General features: G+C 63.8%; 15 protein-coding genes. 5 read left to right on the top strand and 10 right to left on the bottom strand.

Annotated elements, in window-relative coordinates:
- Positions 1-34 precede the first annotated feature (34 nt).
- From FJ970_RS01490 to FJ970_RS01510, 5 genes are all read right to left on the bottom strand, one after another.
- The gene (locus FJ970_RS01490) at positions 35-796 is read right to left on the bottom strand and encodes an N-acyl amino acid synthase FeeM domain-containing protein (protein WP_140757089.1); all 762 of its coding nucleotides are present in this window, start codon (positions 794-796) and stop codon (positions 35-37) included.
- 310 nt (positions 797-1106) lie between these two features.
- Complete coding sequence (locus tag FJ970_RS01495) at positions 1107-3422, bottom strand: putative bifunctional diguanylate cyclase/phosphodiesterase (protein ID WP_140757091.1); 2316 nt, start codon at positions 3420-3422, stop codon at positions 1107-1109.
- 137 nt (positions 3423-3559) lie between these two features.
- Entirely contained in the window at positions 3560-7054 is a 3495-nt protein-coding gene (locus tag FJ970_RS01500; RefSeq protein ID WP_140757093.1) for an indolepyruvate ferredoxin oxidoreductase family protein, read from the bottom strand.
- 207 nt (positions 7055-7261) lie between these two features.
- Entirely contained in the window at positions 7262-7795 is a 534-nt protein-coding gene (locus tag FJ970_RS01505) for a hypothetical protein (protein WP_415752025.1), read from the bottom strand.
- On the bottom strand, positions 7788-8396 hold the full coding sequence (locus FJ970_RS01510; RefSeq protein ID WP_140757097.1) for a CGNR zinc finger domain-containing protein: 609 nt from the start codon (positions 8394-8396) through the stop codon (positions 7788-7790). Before FJ970_RS01510 ends, FJ970_RS01505 begins: the two co-directional genes overlap by 8 nt.
- A 142-nt stretch (positions 8397-8538) precedes the next feature.
- Here FJ970_RS01510 and FJ970_RS01515 point away from each other — a divergent pair, with 142 nt between their 5' ends.
- The 4 genes from FJ970_RS01515 (at position 8539) to FJ970_RS01530 (ending at position 13039) form a co-directional block, all read left to right on the top strand.
- Entirely contained in the window at positions 8539-9444 is a 906-nt protein-coding gene (locus tag FJ970_RS01515; protein WP_140757099.1) for a branched-chain amino acid ABC transporter permease, read from the top strand.
- A gap of 181 nt (positions 9445-9625) precedes the next feature.
- Positions 9626-10210: a TRAP transporter small permease subunit gene (locus FJ970_RS01520; protein WP_140757101.1), complete on the top strand. Its 585-nt coding sequence runs from the start codon at positions 9626-9628 to the stop codon at positions 10208-10210.
- Complete coding sequence (locus tag FJ970_RS01525) at positions 10210-11997, top strand: TRAP transporter large permease (RefSeq protein ID WP_140757419.1); 1788 nt, start codon at positions 10210-10212, stop codon at positions 11995-11997. Before FJ970_RS01520 ends, FJ970_RS01525 begins: the two co-directional genes overlap by 1 nt.
- Positions 11998-12016: 19 nt before the next feature.
- Positions 12017-13039, top strand: coding sequence for a zinc-dependent alcohol dehydrogenase family protein (locus tag FJ970_RS01530; RefSeq protein ID WP_140757103.1), 1023 nt, complete (start codon positions 12017-12019; stop codon positions 13037-13039).
- Between the two features lie 256 nt (positions 13040-13295).
- Here the strand turns inward: FJ970_RS01530 and FJ970_RS01535 are convergent, their stop codons facing one another.
- Positions 13296-14405: a TRAP transporter substrate-binding protein gene (locus FJ970_RS01535; RefSeq protein ID WP_140757105.1), complete on the bottom strand. Its 1110-nt coding sequence runs from the start codon at positions 14403-14405 to the stop codon at positions 13296-13298.
- A gap of 264 nt (positions 14406-14669) precedes the next feature.
- On the opposite strand from FJ970_RS01535, the gene FJ970_RS01540 reads away from it, so the two are divergent.
- The gene (locus tag FJ970_RS01540; RefSeq protein ID WP_140757420.1) at positions 14670-15443 is read left to right on the top strand and encodes a gamma-glutamyl-gamma-aminobutyrate hydrolase family protein; all 774 of its coding nucleotides are present in this window, start codon (positions 14670-14672) and stop codon (positions 15441-15443) included.
- On the opposite strand, the gene FJ970_RS01545 is transcribed toward FJ970_RS01540, so the two are convergent.
- The 4 genes from FJ970_RS01545 to FJ970_RS01560 form a co-directional block, all read right to left on the bottom strand.
- On the bottom strand, positions 15444-15848 hold the full coding sequence (locus FJ970_RS01545) for a hypothetical protein (RefSeq protein WP_140757107.1): 405 nt from the start codon (positions 15846-15848) through the stop codon (positions 15444-15446). It lies immediately after the preceding gene.
- Positions 15849-15932: 84 nt separating this feature from the next.
- A complete protein-coding gene (locus FJ970_RS01550; RefSeq protein ID WP_140757109.1) occupies positions 15933-16916 on the bottom strand; it encodes a 2-hydroxyacid dehydrogenase in 984 nt (327 codons plus the stop codon).
- On the bottom strand, positions 16913-17890 hold the full coding sequence (locus FJ970_RS01555) for a LacI family DNA-binding transcriptional regulator (protein WP_265336212.1): 978 nt from the start codon (positions 17888-17890) through the stop codon (positions 16913-16915). The genes FJ970_RS01550 and FJ970_RS01555 overlap by 4 nt, the downstream gene beginning before the upstream one ends.
- Positions 17891-18014: 124 nt before the next feature.
- Entirely contained in the window at positions 18015-18899 is an 885-nt protein-coding gene (locus FJ970_RS01560; protein WP_181178390.1) for a DMT family transporter, read from the bottom strand.
- Positions 18900-19259 lie beyond the last annotated feature (360 nt).

Consider the following 19259-nt stretch of genomic DNA (forward strand, 5'->3'; position numbering starts at 1 on the left):
CGGGAAAGGTTCATGATGCCAGGAAGGCACCCGTTCAGGCAGCGTCGCGATAGTATTTCGCCGTCGGTACGATGGACAGCGGCGTCAGCCGGTTGATGGCCGGATTGGCGAACATCATCCGCTGCTCCACCGCCGTCGACTTAAAGAACGGGAACCGTTCGAGTGTCTGGCGCAAGTTTTCGCCGCAGGGGATTTCGAACAGAGCGATCGGCGCAAGAACACCCGGGAACACCTTGCCCTCTGTCCTCTGAATGGCATGGAAGATGCGAGCATAGTAAGCGGAATGCTCGATCTTGATCGGCGTAAGCACTGCCGTGAGGTTAAAGTAACTTGCGGCCACCATGCCTAGTCTGAGCGTCAGAAAAGGCAGGACTCCGGGCGCGGGCGCACTGTCGGCATCGGTTGCGAAGCGAGTCCCGTCGATGAACGTCTCTCCGCGGGCAAGCCGCTCGGCCAATATTTCCGGATAGGCGTCGACGGACGGCGAATGAGGGTGCTCTCGGGAAAGGTAGTGGAGCCGTAGTGTGCTGACTAGGTGTCCATCGAAGTAGACGCCGAACCGATAGGAATTCGGCAGATTGTCCCAGCGATCCTCGAACATCCCGCTGGCGATCGGGCCGCACATGCCCGATTGCAGGTAGGATTGATAGCGAAGGCGGTAGATCGCCTCCAGATCCTCGCCTCCAGTGATGAGACGATAGTCGACATGCTCCAGCAATTGCATGATCGAATGGTTCAGCGCCGACCCAGCATTTGCGCCGGCGCCAGCCCGCGCATCGTTTCTCGCAGCATCCATTCTCAAGTCCTCGTATCCGCCTCTGAACAGGCTATTCGAGTTGAAATGAGACACAAGCCGAAAATTCGACCCTGCCGATTTACCACTTGTTAACCTTAACAACCGGAGATTCTGGCGGCAGAGTGGTGCTAGCTAAAGGAGCAGTTTTGGCGTCCATATCCAAGTCCGCGTGAAAGCTACTGAGCGCTTTGCTTGGATTTGTTCCAAGTCGCTACCAAATGTGCTCAAATATGCTGGTTCGTACGAGCCCGCCGCACGATCCAAGCAACGCACATTATTGACTCCGATGGGCGGGAATTTGCGGCGAAAGCTAGCCGGCTGTGCGCTTGGTGACGACACGCAGATCCGCGGCAAATGGCCAGGTGACGTTCGACATCGTCTCGATACCCGACGCGCTGAGCGCTGCGCCGAACAGGAAGCCTTGGACAAGATCCGGCTTCACCGACTGCATGAGGATCTTGAGCTGCTCGAACGTCTCCACGCCTTCGATGGTGACGGTGAGTCCAAGGATGCGGGTCAGGTCGACGACGCCCTTCAACAGCTCGAGCGAACGCGGATTCTGGGTGACGTCGATCACGAACGACCGGTCGATCTTGATCTTGTCGAGAGGCAGCTTGTGGAGATAGCTCAGGCTTGAATAGCCGGTGCCGAAATCGTCGAGGGCGATGCGAACGCCAAGCTGCTTCAGCTCCTCGATATATTGGCGCGTCAAGGATTTGTCGTCGAGCAGCGCGGTTTCGGTGACTTCGATCTCGAGGCGGTCGGCGGCGAGGCCGGAGTTCGCCAACGCATCGCGGACCTTCTGGATGACGTCGCGGTTGCGGAAATCCCTGGCCGAAAGGTTGACCGAGACGCTGGTCTGGTCAGGCCATTTGGCGCATTCGGTGCAAGCCGCATGGAGCACGAAGGTGCTGATCTCGGAGATGATTCCCATCTCCTCGGCCAGCGGAATGAAGATGCCGGGCGAGATCGGCCCAATATCGGGATGGTCCCAGCGGCAAAGCGCCTCGCAGCTGGCGATGCGCATGGTGTTCATCGCCACGATCGGCTGGTAGACGACCCGCAGGCCCTTGCTTTCCACGGCGCTGCGCAGATCCGCCTTCATCAGCTGGCGGTTGCGGAACGCGGCGTCCATCGCCGCCTCGAACAGCCGCCAACCGTTCTTGCCGAGCTCCTTGGCCTTGTAGAGTGCCAGGTCCGCCTTGACGATCATGCCGTCGACATCGCTTTCGCCGACCTTGGACAGCACCGCGCCGGCGCTGGCCTGGATCCGCAACCCATGGCCCGCGACGTCGACCTCTCCCTGCAGCTCGGCGAAAATCCCGTCGAGCAGGCTCGCCAGGTGGCTGTCGTCATCGATGCGATCGAAGAACAGCATGAACTCGTCGCCGCCGAAGCGGCTGACGGTAAGGCCTTGCCCGGCGATGGCCGCCAGCCGCTCGGCCACGGCGTAGATCAGGCCGTCGCCGACAGGATGACCGAGCGTGTCGTTGACGCTCTTGAAATCGTCGAGGTCGATCACCGCGAGGCCGCACAGGCGATCGCGGTCGCCGGAGACCATCAGCTCGCCCACCAGTTCGTGAAAATAGGCGCGGTTGGGAAGGCCGGTGAGATTGTCGTAGCGCGCCATGAACCGGATCTTTTCCTCCGCTTCGACGCGCGCCGTGACATCCTCGAAGGTGATCACGCCGAGTTCCAGGCTGCCTTCGCGCGCGGAGAATTCGTAATGTTGACCGTTGGCGAGCGAGACAAGCACCTTGCGGTCCCTGCCCTCGCGCAGGGCGCGCGTCAGCTGCGCCTCGACGTAGCGGCAGTCCTTCGACGCCAGCATGCCGCCGGCGACGCCGCGCATCAGAAGGCCGTGGATGGAGCGCCCGAGCAGCGCGTCGGCCGATTTCAGCGACATCAGGTGAGCGGCCTCGGCGTTGGCGACCGCGACGCGCCCGTCAGGGCCGAGCATGACTAGGCCGTGCGACATGGTGTTGAGCGCGCGGTCGAACCTGCGCGTTATGCTTTTCGCCTGCTGGTGGCCGATGACCGCGGAAAACAGCACATTGCGAACATGGTCGGCGCTATTGATGGTAATGAACGTCATCGGGAAGATCATCAGACCGAGGACGACAGACGGCGCATCCTGACGCAGCAGGAGCGCAAGTGCCATCGGACCGATGAAGGTTACCGAAAAAATCCGCACCATGCGCGGAGAACCGTAGTTGCGGGCGACAACCGTGACCAGGGTTGCCAACGTCAGCGACATCGCCGCCAGTTCGGCGAATGGGTCGGGATACACATAGATCGACACGAAGCACAGCGCACCCAAACCGAGGCCCTGTAAGCAGCCCTTGAAGATGTAGCTGCGCTCCAATCGGTGTGCGTGTTCGACATCGGCAATCACGCCGCCCGTCTTCAGGAAGCTGCGGATACCGAAATAGCGGAGAAGGCTGATCGGCAGTAGAATAAATGAAAAGGCCAGAAACAACGGATTTTGCGTGCGCAGATAAATCATGAACCCGAGGATCCAGTAGCACGCGCCACCAATCACCAACATGTGCGCGTTGTCGAACAACGACCGCACAAATTGGATATAAACATCCGCGGGGATGCTTTCGGTCTTTGTTTTGCCCATATGGTCGGCCCAACGCTAGGCCTTGTCATGCCACAACCGCCTTAAGAAAGGCTTAGAACAGTGGGTTAAGCAACGGCTTCGGTCCGCCTGCCAAGGCGAGAGGGCCTTACAGCCCGAAAAAGGCTTTGGTGGGGGAATCACTCAGCGGCACTGAGAACCGGTATCGGCATCGTTTGGGTCAGCCGCTGGAGCAGTCTGGAGCGCTCGCCCGCAGCCTTTTCGGCGCTTGCCTGCCGGACATGGCCATAGCCGCGGATCAGCGCCGGGACCGAGACCAGGGCTACCGCGGCCTCGATCTTGCCCGGCGCCAGCGAGCTGGCCACGAGCTGTAGATCGGCTTCGTACTGCGCCAGCAATTGCCGCTCCATGCGCCGCTCGGCGGTGTAGCCGAACAGGTCGAAAGCCGTGCCGCGCAGGCCTTTCATCGCCGCCAGCAGGCGAAAGCCCTTCATCATCCAAGGGCCGAAGCTCGATTTCCTCGGCTTGCCGTCATTGCCGCGGCGCCCCATGATCGGCGGCGCGAGATGGAATTCGAGTTTCTCGTAGCTCTGGAACTGCTTGCCAAGCTCGGCGGCGAAGGAGCCGTCGGTGTAGAGCCGCGCCACCTCGTATTCGTCCTTGATCGCCATCAGCTTGAACAGGCTTTTGGCGGCGGCCCCGGTCACGTCGGTCGAACCCGGCATGGCCTTCGTTTCCGCCGCTCGCAGCGTCGAAATCCTGTCGGCGTAGCGTCTGCCGTAAGCAGCGTTCTGATAGGCGGCGAGGAAGGCGACACGGCGGGCGATGATCTCGTCGAGGGTCTCGGCGACCGGCGCGGCCTGCCCGGCCTTGCCGGCGAAGGTTGGCCCCGGCTGGGCGACGAGACCGCGCACGAAATCCGGCTGGTGGGCGGCGCGGCGGCCCCAGCGGAAAGCGGCAATGTTCATCGCCACCGCTTCGCCGTTCAATTCGATAGCCTTTTCAACCGCCTCGGCCGAGAGCGGCAGACCACCGTGCTGGAAGGCAAAGCCGAGCATGAACATGTTGGCGCCGAGCGAATTGCCGAACAGCGCGGTGGCGGTGCGGGTGGCGTCGAAGAAATGCGCCTTGTCGTCGCCGGCGGCTGACCGGATCGCCTTCTTCAGGCGTTCGACCGGCAGCGAGAAATCGGCCGATCGGGCAAATTCGCCCGGCATGATCTCGGCGGTGTTGGCGAGGAATATCGTATGACCCTCGCGCACCGCGGTCAGCACCTTCTTGGCGCCTGAGACGACGAGGTCGCAGCCGAGCACGAGGTCGGCTTTCCCCGCTGAGACACGGATGGCATGGATATCGTCCGGCGTGCGGGCGATGCGGACATGGGTGAACACAGAACCGCCCTTCTGGGCGAGGCCGGCCATGTCGATCATGCCGCAGCCCTTGTCCTCCAGATGCGCCGCCATGCCGAGCACGGCGCCGACGGTGACGACGCCGGTGCCGCCGACGCCGTCGATGATCGCCGCCCAGCCCTCGACGCCGAGCGGGAATTCGGCTGGTGTCGGTACGCCTTCGAGCGGGTCGGTCTTGCCGGCCAGGCCTTCGGCCTTGCGGATCTTGGCACCGTGCACCGTGACGAAGGACGGGCAGAAGCCGTTGACGCAGGAGAAATCCTTGTTGCAGCTCGACTGGTCGATCTTGCGCTTGCGGCCGAATTCGGTTTCGACCGGCTGGATCGAGACGCAGTTCGACTGCACGCCGCAATCGCCGCAGCCTTCGCAGACCAGTTCGTTGATGAAGACGCGCTTGTCGGGATCGGGAAAGGTGCCGCGCTTGCGGCGGCGGCGCTTTTCGGCGGCGCAGGTCTGGTCGTAGAGCAGAATCGACACGCCCTTGACGTCGCGCAGCTCGCGCTGGACGAGATCGAGGTCGTCGCGGTGATGAATGGTGGCGCCGGCCGGAAACTCGGCCTTCCCTGCATACTTGTCAGGCTCGTCGGTGACGATCGCGATGCGGTCGACGCCCTCCGCCCGCACCTGCCTGGCGATCATGTCCACGGTCAGCCCGCCCTCATGCGGCTGGCCGCCGGTCATGGCGACGGCGTCGTTGTAGAGGATCTTGTAGGTGATGTTGGCTTCGCTCGACAGGGCGAAGCGGATCGCCAGCGTGCCGGAATGGTTGTAGGTGCCGTCGCCGAGATTCTGGAAGATGTGGTCGCGCCTGGAGAACGGCGCCTGGCCGACCCATTGCGCGCCCTCGCCGCCCATGGCGGTGAAGCCGAGCGTGTTGCGGTCCATCCACAGTGCCATGAAGTGGCAGCCGATGCCGGCGGCGGCGATCGAGCCGTCCGGCACCTTGGTCGAGGAATTGTGCGGACAACCCGAGCAGAAGAAGGGCGTGCGCGAACCGATGTCGGTGGCATCCGCCAGCATCGCCTGGAACTGCCGCAGCTTCGCCACCCTTGCCGAAATCTCTTCGGAAGGGCCGATGGTCTTCACGATCCTGTCGCCGAGAGCAATGGCGATCTCGTTGGGGTCCAGCGCGCCCTTGGCCGGGAACAGCCAGTCGCCGCGCTCGTCCTTCTTGCCGACGATGACCGGCTGCGAAGCGGTGCCATAAAGGCTCTCGCGCAGTTGCACCTCGATCAGCGATCGTTTCTCTTCGACGACGACAATGGTGTCGAGACCACGCGCGAACTCGGCGATGTGCTGCAGGTCGAGCGGCCACGGGCAGCCGACCTTGAACAGCCGCACGCCGATCCGGCTGGCTCCCGCCTCGTCGATGCCGATATCCTCCAGCGCCTGGCGGACGTCGAGATAGCTCTTGCCCAGGGTGATGATGCCGAGCTTCGGGTTGCGACCGCCCGAATAGACGATCCTGTTCAGCCCATTGGCATGGATGAAGGCGGAGGCCGCGGCACGCTTGTGCTCATGCAGCCGCTCTTCCTGGCCGAGCATGTCGATCTCGTGGCGGATGTTGAGGCCGCCCGGCGGCATGTCGAAATCCGGCACGACGATGTTCAGCCGTTCGAGCGAGGCATCGACCGAGGCTGTCGATTCGATGTTGTCCTTGACGCATTTGATCGCTGCCCAGGTGCCGGCGAAGCGCGACATGGCAAAGCCATACAGGCCGTAGTCGATGATCTCCTGGACGCCGGCCGGGTTGAGGATCGGCACCATGGTGTCGACGAAGAGGAATTCGGTGGCGTGCGCGTTGGTCGAGGATTCGGCCATGTGGTCGTCGCCCATGAGCGCAAGGACGCCGCCATGTCTGGACGAGCCGGCGAGATTGGCGTGGCGGAACACATCACCTGAACGATCGACGCCGGGCCCCTTGCCGTACCACACCGAAAAAACACCGTCATGGGTGCCCTCGCCCAGCAGTTCCGTCTGCTGCGAGCCCCAGCAGGCGGTGGCGGCAAGCTCCTCGTTGAGGCCGGGCTGGAAGACGATATCGGCCCCAGCGAGCTGCTTCTTCGCCTTCCACAGCTGCATATCCAGGCCGCCGAGCGGCGAGCCGCGATAGCCGGAGACGAAGCCCGCCGTGTTCAGGCCAGCGCGGCGGTCGCGCTCGCGCTGCATCAGGAGCATGCGGATTACCGCCTGTGCGCCGGACAGGAAGATGCGCTCCTTCCCAAGATCGAACTTGTCGTCGAGCGCGACATCATGCAGCGTCATCAGGCATTTCCTCTGCGAAGGCCGCGCCGAGCAGCAGCCAACGTCGGGATCGGATGACGCATCCTTTCTTTCCTTGCAAGACAGGTCAAACAAAATCGAAAGGACCAGCCAACGCGCAACAAACAGTCCGTCGAACGCTGGACCGCGCATGAAAGCGTGCGCCAACAGGGCGACGGCGTACGAAAATTCCAGTCGAAATCGATGCCGTCAGCCGGCTTTCGAGCAGTCCGGCTTCGGCTCGCCCGGCAGCTTGCCGTCGGGATGGCCGGCGAGGTCGGGATTGGCCGTGTAGAGCTGGTCGATGACCAGCGGCCGGTCGGGCAGGATGGACTGATCTTCCGTCGACATCAGGGTGGTGTCGATGGTCTGCAGGATCGCGCCGTCGGCGCCCTTGATGCTGATGGCGATGGCATAGGGCTTGTTCTTGACGACGCAGGTCAGCGCCGGGCTTTCCAGGCTCACCTTGTCGAGCTTCGGCCAGATCTTCTGCTCGACCACGAATGGATCACCACCGGCGGGGTTCTGGAAGCTGGCGACCGCCACCTGACCCTCGCCCATCGGCTGCAAGGGCCGCAGCGTCACGACATAGGTCGCCCGGGCCAGACGGTAGTTGAAGACGAATATCTTGCCGGAGACCTCGAACAGCTTGCCTTCGCCGCCGGTATCGCGGCAGGCGCCAAGCGCGATCGCCGCTACCAGCGCCGCGCCAACAACGATCGAGCGGAAGAGAGTTCTAGGCATTCCTGACCTCATTGGCCGCCCTGCGGCGGCGATAGTGACGGCTTGCCTTCTGCCGGTTGCCGCACACCGCCATGTCGCACCAAAGGCGGCTCGAATTGCGGCTTCTGTCGACGAACAGCCAGCTGCAGTTGGGACAGATCCTGAGCCTCGCGACCGTGTCGTCGCGCAGCAGTGAGAGGGCTGAAACCGCCAGCGCCGCCTCGAAGGCGATCGGTGTGTCCGGATCGCCGAACGGCCGTCCCGGCGCCCCGATCTCGGTCCGGCCGGCGGCCAGGCCGTCGGCGCAGGCCCGCAGGAATTCGGGCAACTCCGCGGTGGCGAGCGCGCCCTTCGACACAGCGCCCCGGAACAGCCGGTCGGTCGTCTCGCGGATCGAGAGCACGACGGGCGCGATTGCGGCCGGCGAGGACACCGCCAGCCGCCTGTCGCCAAGCTCGGCGGCGCGAAAGCCGCTGGCCGCGTCGGCGAAGCGGGCTATCTCGGCCGGATCGTCGAAGCGGTCGAACGCGCGCTCCGGATCGCCGCGCAGCACGACGGTGTTGGCAGTGTCGAGCGCGAGCAGGCCGCCGGTGAAGCGGTGAGGAGTCCAGGCAACTGTCATTCCTGAAAATCTAACCGATAAATCGCATTTGACAAGTTAGAACAGGCGATGCAAACCTCGGATGCGCACGATATGGTCGCCTTTGTCCGATCCGCTCCTGTCCGATCCGCTCCTGGGCGGGATGCTTCTGGAGTTGTCGAGCATGCTTTACTTCTTCCAGCAGGTGCTGAACGGGCTGCATTCGGGCGCGCTCTATGCCCTGCTCGCCTTCGGCTACGTGCTGACCAACGGCATCCTGCACCGCACCAACCTCGCCTATGGCGCGCTGTTTGCCTTCTGCGGCCAGGCAATGATCCTGAGCGTCGCCTTCGGCTATCAGGTGCTGTGGCTGACGCTGTTGGCTTCGGTGCTGTTCGGCGTCGTCGCGGCGTTCCTCTATGCCGCGCTCATCAGCCATGTCCTGTCGCGCGGCGTCTTCGAACCGCTGGCCGACCGCTCGCCCAATGCCATCGTGGTGACGACGCTCGGCATCCTGCTCGTCCTGTCGGAAGCAAACCGCATCGCGGCCGACACGCATGATCTGTGGCTGCCGCCAATGCTGGCCGAGCCCATCGTCTTCGCCGAAGGCTCCGGCTTCAAGGCGACGCTGACGCTGATCCAGGTGCTCGACTGCGCCGTGGTCGTGGCGGCGGTCGCACTCGCTACGTGGGTGTTTGCCCGCTCAAACTTCGGCCGGTGCTGGCGCGCCGTTTCCGACGACCCCAGGGCCGCCGCCCTGTGCGGCGTCGATGTGCGTGGCGTGTTCCGGTGTGCCGTGCTGCTCGGCGGCTCCTGCGCCGCGCTGGCTGGGGTCATGGCCAGCCTCTATTACGGCAATGTCAGCTTCGGCTCCGGCCTTGTCTATGGCCTGAAGATCCTGTTCGTGACGGCTGTCGGCGGCTATCTCTCGCCATCACGGGCCGCGCTGGGCGCGGCCGCTTTCGGCATGGCCGAATCACTGTGGGCCGGCTATTTCCCGGTCGAATGGCGCGATGCGTGGATGTATCTGTTCCTGGTGGCCATGCTGATCCTGATCGGCGCCGGCCGCGACACCGGCAAGGCCGTCTGAACCCGTCAGACTTTGGTTGCATGACCTTTCGTCAGGCTGCGGTTTTCCACCGTGCCGCAAGGGCCGATGGCCTGCATTCTTCCTCCTCGTGTTGACCAACCGGACCACGCACTGCATACGGTTGGGCCAGGCGGCGCGACGAAAAAGGGGGATCGCGCGTCACCGCATCAGGGAGGAATGCATGGCAGGGCTTCTCGCTCTATCCAGGGCCATTGATCGCGCCAACGAATTCATCGGCAAATCGGTATCCTGGCTGATCCTGCTGGCGATCCTGGTGAGCGCGGCCAACGCGGTCATCCGAAAGGCGTTCGACACGTCGTCCAACGCGTGGCTGGAGCTGCAATGGTACCTGTTCGGCGGCGCCTTCATGCTGGCCGCCGCCTACACGCTGAAGCAGAACGAGCATATCCGCATCGATATCGTCTACGGCCTGTTTTCACGCCGCGTGCAGCACCGGATCGATCTCTTCGGCCACGTCTTCTTCCTGATGCCGTTCGTGACGCTGATGGTGTTCTATTTCGTGCCCTATGTGTCGCTTTCCTTCCACAGCGGTGAAATGTCGACCAACGCCGGCGGCTTGATCGTGTGGCCGGCCAAGGCCATCCTGCTGGTCGGCTTTTTCCTGCTCGCGCTGCAAGGGATTTCCGAGATCATCAAGAAGATCGCCATCATGCGCGGCATCATGGAGGATCCGAACCCGTTCATTTCCGTGCACGAACAGGCCGAACTCGAAGCCAAGGCGCTCGCCGAAGAGGTGCGTTCGTGATGGAGTTCATCGCCCAGAACATGGCGCCGATCATGTTCGCCTCGCTGATCCTGTTCATGCTGATCGGCTATCCCGTCGCCTTTTCGCTCGCCGCCAACGGCCTGATGTTCTTCTTCATCGGCGTGCTCTTGACGCCCTATTCGGGCGGCGCGATCAATCTCGCCTGGCCGCTGCTCTATGCGCTGCCGGACAATTTCTACGGCAGCCGGGTGATGTCGAACGACACGCTGCTGGCCATCCCATTCTTCACCTTCATGGGCATCGTGCTCGAGCGATCGGGCATGGCCGAGGACCTGCTCGACACGATCGGCCAGTTGTTCGGACCGATCCGCGGCGGCCTCGCCTATGCCGTGATCTTCGTCGGCGCGTTGCTGGCGGCGACCACCGGCGTGGTGGCGGCGTCCGTCATCGCCATGGGCCTGATCTCGCTGCCGATCATGCTGCGCTATGGCTATGACCGCCGGGTGGCATCGGGCGTCATCGCGGCGTCGGGCACGCTTGCCCAGATCATCCCGCCGTCGCTGGTGCTGATCGTTCTCGCCGACCAGCTCGGCCGCTCGGTGGGCGACATGTATGCTGGCGCCCTGATCCCCGGCCTGGTGCTGACAGGCCTATACACGCTCTACATCGTGATCATGTCGATCGTCCGGCCAAAGTCGATGCCGGCCCTGCCGCTCGAGGCGCGGACGCTCGGCCACGGCGTGGTGTCCCTGCTGATCGCATTGGTAGCGTCCGTGGCGATCGCCTACGCTGCCTACCGTTACCTGGTGCCCGCTCATGGCGACAATGCCGACATTCTCGGCGCGACCGTCGGCGTTATTTTCATCTACGTCGTCGCGATCCTCGACCGCGGTCTGAAAATCAACATGATGTCGCGGCTGGCGCAGCAGGTCGTGATCGTGCTGATCCCGCCGTTGGCGCTGATCTTCCTGGTGCTCGGCACTATCTTCCTCGGCATCGCCACCCCAACCGAGGGCGGCGCCATGGGCGCGGTCGGCGCGCTGGCGATGGCGGCGATGAAGGGCCGGCTGTCGATGGACGTGATCAAGCAGGCGCTGGCCTCGACGACGCGGCTGTCGTCCTTCGTGCTGTTCATCCTGATCGGCGCGCGGGTGTTCTCGCTGACCTTCTACGGGGTCAACGGCCAGATCTGGGTCGAGCATCTCTTGACCTCGCTGCCGGGCGGCGAAGTTGGCTTCCTGATCGGCGTCAACTTGCTCGTCTTCTTCCTCGCCTTTTTCCTCGATTTCTTCGAACTGGCCTTCATCATCGTGCCGCTGCTGGCGCCGGCCGCCGACAAGCTCGGCATCGACCTGATCTGGTTCGGCGTGCTTCTGGGCGTCAACATGCAGACCAGCTTCATGCATCCGCCGTTCGGTTTCGCGCTGTTCTACCTGCGCTCGGTCGCCTCGCGCGTGCCCTACCTCGACCGCCTGACCGGCAAGCAGATAGCGCCGGTGACGACGGGCCAGATCTATTGGGGCGCGGTGCCGTTCGTCTGCATCCAGGTGATCATGATCGCCCTGACCATCGCCTTCCCGCAAATGGTGATGCGCTACAAGGGCGCGGCCGTCGATTCCGGCACGATCGACTACAAGGTGCCGGAAATGCCCAGCCTGTCGCCGCTTGGCACGCCGGAAGGCGGCGGCGCGCCTGCCAATGGCGGTGGCGCACCGGCGGCGCCCGGCACGCCCGACCTGTCGCAACCGCCGAATTTCGGCGATGCGCCGCCGGCCAAACCGGCGGCACCGGCGCCGGACCTGTCGCAGCCGCCGAATTTCAACTGAGGTCGGAGGGGAAGACGCCATGAAAGCCGTCCGGCTGGAGAAAGTGGGCAGCATCGCGCTGCGCGAGGTTGCCAAGCCTGTTCCCGGCCCGGACGAGCTCCTGGTGCGGATCGAGGCCTGCGGTGTCTGCGGCACCGACCGCCATCTTTTCCACGGCGAGTTCCCCTGCAGGCCGCCGGTGACGCCCGGGCACGAATTCTCCGGCATCGTCGAGGCGGTCGGCGATGCCGTCTCCGGCTTTGCCGTCGGCGACCGGGTCACTGGCGATCCCAACATCGCCTGCGGACGCTGCGGCCATTGCCATGCCGGCCGCGTCAATCTGTGCAGCAATCTCACCGCCATCGGCATCCACCGCGACGGCGGCTTTGCCGACTATCTGGTGATGCCGCAGAAACAGGCTTTTGTCCTTCCCGCGGATCTGAAACCGACGCATGGCGCTTTCTGCGAGCCGCTCGGCTGCTGCCTGCACGGCGTCGACCTTGCCGGGATCAAGCCAGGCAGTTCGGTGGTCGTGCTCGGCGGCGGCGTCATCGGCCTGCTCACCGTTCAACTGGCGCGGCTTGCCGGGGCCACCACCATCATCCTGTCGACAAGGCAAGCCTCGCGACGCGCGCTTGCCAGGGAACTCGGCGCGACGGCGACGGTCGATCCCACAGCCGCCGATGTGATCGATGCGATCGCCGGTCCGGCCGGCCTGGCGCCCGGTGGCGCCGACGTGGTGTTCGAATGCGCCGGTGTGCGTGAGACCGTCGAGCAGTCGATGCGGCTGGCAAGGGCCGGCGGCATCGTCGTCATCGTCGGCGTGACGCCGCAAGGCATGAAGGCGGAATTCGAGCCCTTCGACTTGTTGTTCCGGGAGCTGAAAGTGCTGGGCTCGTTCCTCAACCCCTACACACACCGCCGCGCCGCCGCGCTCATCGCGTCCGGCGCGATCGAGATCGATCGGCTGATCTCCAGGCAAGTGTCGCTGGAAGAGGCGCCTGGCGTGATCGCCAATCCGCCGGCGCCGGGCGAGGTCAAGGTGCTGGTGGTGCCGGAGTGAAGGTAGGCGGTTGGTCTTCGAAACCGTCCGTATGTTGGCGCCGCCCCTCACCTGCCTGCCGGCATCCTCTCCCCGTATAGTGACGGGGAGAGGGGCGCTGTCATCGACGGTTTCGCCAATCGCTTTCTTTGCAAGAAAGGCATCGGCGTTGCGGCCAGCCCCTTCTCCCCGTCGCTATACGGGGAGAAGTGCCCGGCAGGGCGATGAGGGGCGGCGCAAACTTCTGTAGTTGGCCACCCCGACTTAGGGCAAATCGTTACAGCTTGCCGTTGCGCTGCTGGACCATCATGAAGGTGTCGTAATTGTATTCGGCCACCTGCGCCCAGAGATAGTGCTCCTTGCGGAAGCCCTTGATCGATTCCCAGATCTTCTTGAACGGCGCGTTCGAGGCTTCCATTTCGGCATAGACCTCGTTCGCCTTCTCGAAGCAGGCGGCCATGATCTCCTGGCTGAACGGGCGCAGTTTGGCGCCGCCGGCCACCAGCCGCTTCACCGCCGGAGGGTTCACATAGTCGTATTTCTGTAGCATGTCGGCGTCGGCGGCCTGGGCGCACGTGCGCAGCAGCGACTTGTAGGTCGGCGAAAGTTCTTCATATTTCGCCTTGTTGAACATCAGATGGACGGTCGGGCCGCCTTCCCACCAGCCGGGATAGTAGTAATAGGGCGCGACCTTGTAGAAGCCTAGCTTCTCGTCGTCATAGGGGCCGACCCATTCGGCGGCATCGATGGTGCCCTTTTCCAGCGCCGGGTAGATGTCGCCGCCGGCGATCTGCTGCGGCACGACGCCGAGCTTCTGCACCACTTTGCCGGCAAAACCGCCGATGCGCATCTTGAGGCCGGAGAGGTCGGCGACGGTGTTGATCTCCTTGCGGAACCAGCCACCCATCTGCACACCGGTGTTGCCGCCCGGCAGGCCGAACAGACCTTGCGTGGCGAGGAACTCATTGAACAGGTCGATGCCGCCGCCATGGTAGTGCCAGGCATTCATGCCGCGCGCGTTGAGCGAGAAGGGCACCGCCGCACCCAGCGCCCATGTCGGATCCTTGCCCCAGTAATAATATGCCACCGTGTGGCAGGCCTCGACCGTACCGGCCGTGGTGGCGTCGGCGGCCTGGAGGCCAGGGACGAGTTCGCCGGCGGCAAAGACCTGGATCTGGAAATTGCCGTCGGTGGCCTCCGACAGCATCTTGGAGAACACTTCGGCCCCGCCATAGATGGTGTCGAGCGACTTCGGGAAGGACGACGCAAGCCGCCATGTCACCTTGGGATTGGACTGGGCTATTGCCGGTGCGGCGAGCGTGGCCGCTGCCGCTGCTGCGCCGACGCCGGTGACGCCGGCCTTGCGGATGAATGAACGACGATCCATGCAGTTCCTCCCTTTTGGATCAATAGACCGACGCTCGGGAAATCCTCGGCTCCCCGCATCGGTTCGCACGGAACAATACACGGGCAAAGAGTCGAGTCCAGCACGGCGGCCGTAATTGGCGGCGAAGCCATGCTAGCCTGCAACTATAGTCTAATAGCCGCTTTCGTGGCCCATGCGACGCGCTGAAACTTGGCTGGAAAAATGCCCGGGGATCGCTTATTTTAAAGGCAGGATATCCCTTGCCAGATGGAAAACAGACCCAAAATGCAGCAGCCGCTCGTCGCCATATCGACCGACGTCCGTCAATTCGACAACTACACCTGGCATGCCGCCCCCCAACAATATCTGGAAGCCGCAATCATAGGTGCCGGCGTTTTCCCCCTGCTCGTGCCCTCGTTCGGCGATCGGCTGGATTTCGACGAACTCCTGTCATCGGTCGATGGTGTCATGCTGACCGGCTCGAAATCCAACGTCGACCCCTCGCTCTATGGCGGCGATGCCAGCGAAGCGAATGGCCCCTATGACACCGCGCGCGACTCCACGACGTTGCCGCTGATCCGCAAGGCGATCGAGCGCGGCGTGCCGCTGCTTGCCATCTGCCGCGGCATTCAGGAACTGAACGTGGCGCTTGGCGGTACGCTGGGCACCGAGATCCAGGAGCGCGTGGGGTCGCTGGACCACCGTGCGGCGGTAAGCGACAAACAGGACGAGCGCTTCGCCATTCACCAGACCATTTCGATCAAACCAGGCAGTTGCCTGGCCGGCGTGTTCGGCGCGGGCGACATCAAGGTCAATTCCTTGCATCGCCAGGCGATCGACCGGCTGGGGTCGAAGCTCGAGATCGAGGCTGTCGCCACGGACGGCACCGTCGAAGCGGTTTCGGTCAAGGGCGCGCGCGCCTTCGCCGTCGGCGTGCAATGGCATCCCGAATACTGGGTCAAGTCGGACAGCAACTCGGCCAAGATTTTTCGCGCTTTCGGCGATGCGGTGCGCCTGCATGCCGCTGCGAAAGCCGGCGCGCGGGCCGCGGCCGAGTAGTCAGTCTCGCCGCCTCAAGTCACCATCGGCCGCGAGCGACAGCAATGGTAGCGCCGGGGCGTAGGATTCGTAGCCGTCGCCGTCAGCCACCGCGAAGGTGACGATCGGATCGATGCCGTTGGCGCTGAAGGCGACCGTTCCGTCGTTTTGCTCGTGCCAGAATTTCGCCTGCTCGAGGCCCGGCAGGAGCCGGTGGCAATTCGGCGCCACCTCCAGCAGCGACAAGCCATCCGAGACCGAGGCGCCGCGCGTGACAGCGCAGGCCCCCTCGTCGCCATTGGCGACCAGCCTGTAGGTGTTGGACGGCGTGGCCTCTTCGCCGATGCCTTCAACACCGCCGCCATGAAACAGCTGAACGCCGCCGAACAAGGCGGCGGCCCCGATCAATGTGGAAAGCGTCTTCATCCTGATCTCACCCACGCATACACAGGATGAAGAATGATTTCAAAGGGTTAAGCGGGCGTTAATAAATAGGGCAAAGCCCGGCGCTCAAGCGCGCGCCTTCACGTCAACTGTCTCGGGCACCGGTGTCAGCGGGCGGCGCTCGCTGAACCATGACACCAGATTGTCGACGCAAAGATCGGCCATGGCGCGGCGCGTGTGCTCCGAGGCCGAGCCGACATGCGGCAACAGAGAGGTGGTTGGCAGGTCGAGTAACGCCTTGGGGACATTCGGCTCGTCGGCGAAGACATCGAGCCCGGCGGCGGCGATGGTGCCGTCGGCGAGAGCGGCCGCAAGCGCCGCCTCGTCGACCGTGCTGCCGCGGCCGATGTTGACGAAGACGCCATTGGCGCCGAGCGCCGACAGGATTTCGGCATTGACCGCTTTCTGTGTCGAAGCACCGCCGGGCGCCACGGAAATCAGCGTGTCGACTGCCTCGGCCAGGCTCTTCAGCGTCGGATGGTACTGGTAAGCAAGACCTTCGACACGACGCCGGTTGTGATAGGCGACGGGCAGTCCGAACGCCTCCAGCCGCCGTGCAATGGCCTGCCCGATGCGTCCCATGCCGAAAATACCGACACGGCGCGCGCGCAAGGTCAGCCGGCTCAGCGGATAGTTGCCCTTGCGCACCCAACTGCCGTCCCGCAGCCAGGTCTCGGCGCGCGGCAGGTCGCGCACCGTGTTGATCAGCAGCCCGATCGCGGTGTCGGCGACCTCCTCGGTCAGCACGTCGGGCGTGTTGGTGACCATGATATTCTTCGCCGCGGCATGGCCGACATCGACCGAATCGTAGCCGACGCCGAAAGAGGCGATGAGTTCGAGGTTGGGCAACGCATCCATCATCGCCGCACTGATGCCGGCAAAGGATGCAATGCCGCGCACGGTGCGGCGCATCTCCTCGGTGACCAACGCCGGATCGGCGCGCTCGATGCCGACGCGCCTGAATGTCCGCTCGATGCGCCCAATGGCGTGGTCGCTGAAGTCCGCCGGCACCAGAATGGCAACGGCTTGCAGATTTTCGGCCCTGGTCATGCACGCTCCACCGGTTTGCCGGTCGACTGGCGAACATGCAGTTCCGGCTTGATCAATTCCTGCGAGGGCCGCACCGTCTGCCCGTTGAGCTTGTCGAGCAGCGCTCTGGCGGCGCGGCGGCCAACCTCGCGCTGGCCGTTCCAGACGGTGGTCAGCGCCGGCGTGGCGATCGCCGCCTCTTCGAGATCGTCATAGCCGGTGACGGAGATGTCGATGCCCGGCACAAGGCCGGCGCGCGCGATGCCGTTCATCAGGCCGATGGCGACGAGGTCGTTCCAGCAGCAGGCGGCGGTCGGTCTGTCCTTCAGCGCCAGGAATTGGCCGGCGGCCTCGAAACCGGCCTGCTTGGTGCGCGGGCCGGCGATACGCCAGGACGGGCTGACCTCGAGCCCCGCAGCCTCCATGGCGTTGACATAGCCCTGGTAGCGGTCACGCCCGGTCGAGGTCTGGTCGGTGCCGCCGATCATGGCGATGCGCTTGTGGCCGAGTGAGATCAAATGGTTTGTGGCGAGGCCCGTGCCATAGGCATCGTCGCCGCGAAACACCGGCACGTCGGCGCCCTCGACGGTGCGGGCGATCAGTACCGCCGGCAGACCGTTCTCCTCGGCCATGACGATGTCGGACGCGGGCGTGCCAATGGCCGGCGACATGATGACGCCATCGGCGCCGAGTTGCAGCAGCGTATCGATGAAGGTGCGCTGCTTTTCGAGCTGATCATAGTGATTGGACAGGATGAAAGTCTGCCGGCTGCGGTCGAGTTCGCTCTCGATCGAGCGCAGGATCTCGGCGAAGAACGGGTTCATGATGTCGTGCACGACGACACCGACGATGCCCGAGCGCGAGGTGCGCAGGCTGGCGGCGCGGCGGTTGTAGATATAGCCGATGGTGCGGGCGTGTTCTTTGATGCGGTCGCGTGTCGAGCCGGCGACAAGCGGACTGTCGCGCAGCGCCAGCGAAACCGTGGCCGTGGACACGCCGAGCGCATCCGCGATCGTCGAAAGCTTGATCTTCTGTGCCAGTGACCCGCGCTCCCCGACAGGCCTGAATTCCAGACCTAAACTGTTTAAAGGCGGCGTTATGCCACCGATCGGAGGCAAATCAAAGTTTTTTTGCCAGCGCTTCCGCTTCCACATCGGAGGCCGCGCGGCTGCGCAGCCGAAGCCGATGTTCGCGATGGACGATGTAGAGGCCGCTGGCGACGATGATGGCGGCGCCGACCAGCGTCCAGCGGTCCGGGAACTGCTTGAAGACGATCCAGCCGGAAAGGATCATCCACACCATCTGCGAATACGGGTAGGGGGCGAGCGCCGTGGTCGTCGCCAGCCGATAGGCCTGGACCAGCAGCCAGTGGCCGACGCCGCCGAACACGCCAAGCATGAGCAGGACGAACCAGTGCCAGCCATCATGCGGCAAGGAGAAGGAAAACGGCAGGAGGGGCAAAAGCAGCACCGCCGGCGCCAGCGCCGAGAACAGGATCAGGCTTTCCGGCGTCTCGGTCGCCGACATGCGGCGCGTCATGATCACATAGAAGCAGTTCGACAGCATCGAGCCGAGCGCGAAGAGATGTCCGATGCCGAAAACACCGACACCCGGCCGCGTGATGATCAAGACCCCGGCGAAAGCCGCCAGGATCGCCAGCCAGCGCCGCCACCCGGCCCATTCGCCGAGCAGCGGGCCGGCAAGGGCGGTGATCACCATCGGCCCGAAGAAATAGATCGATGTCGTCTCGGCCAGCTGCAGGGAGCGCAGCGCCAGGACGTTGAAAATGGTCGAGCCGAACAGGAAGGCGCCGCGCATCACATGCGCCGGCAGGTTGACCGGGCGAAACCGCACCGGCTCGCGCCAGCCACGCAACAGCGCCCCGACCAGCACGACATGCACGGCGAAGCGCACCCAGGCGACGATCAGCACGGAGACGCCGGCCAGGACGAGATACTTGCTGGAGGTGTCGAGGAAGGTGAAGAAGACATAGGTGGTCAGCATGCACAGGACCGCCACCGGCGGCGTCGCGCTTTCGACATATCTTTGGGAAGGATTCACGTGCAGGCCGGGGAGAAGCTGGGCTGGAGCCCCACCTTTGCGGGAATTGTCGCTTGCCGGCAAGCCAAAAGCGTCTGGCACAACGAGACGCCAGGACAGGCTTAGTACCCGCTCAGCTCAAGTCTGAGTGCAGGCTCCGTGGTCTTTTTTGTTGATCGACGTCGTAAGCATGCTGCCTTGACGACATGCACCTTTCCGCCTAGCCCTGATAGCATGAACATCGCAATGATTTTCATCGTGGTAAGAGAGCGCATGGGCAGGATGGTGTAACCGTCCGGCGAAAGCGCCCATGCGCGGTAAGCA

It is taken from the genome of Mesorhizobium sp. B2-1-8 (assembly GCF_006442545.2).
GTDB lineage: Bacteria > Pseudomonadota > Alphaproteobacteria > Rhizobiales > Rhizobiaceae > Mesorhizobium.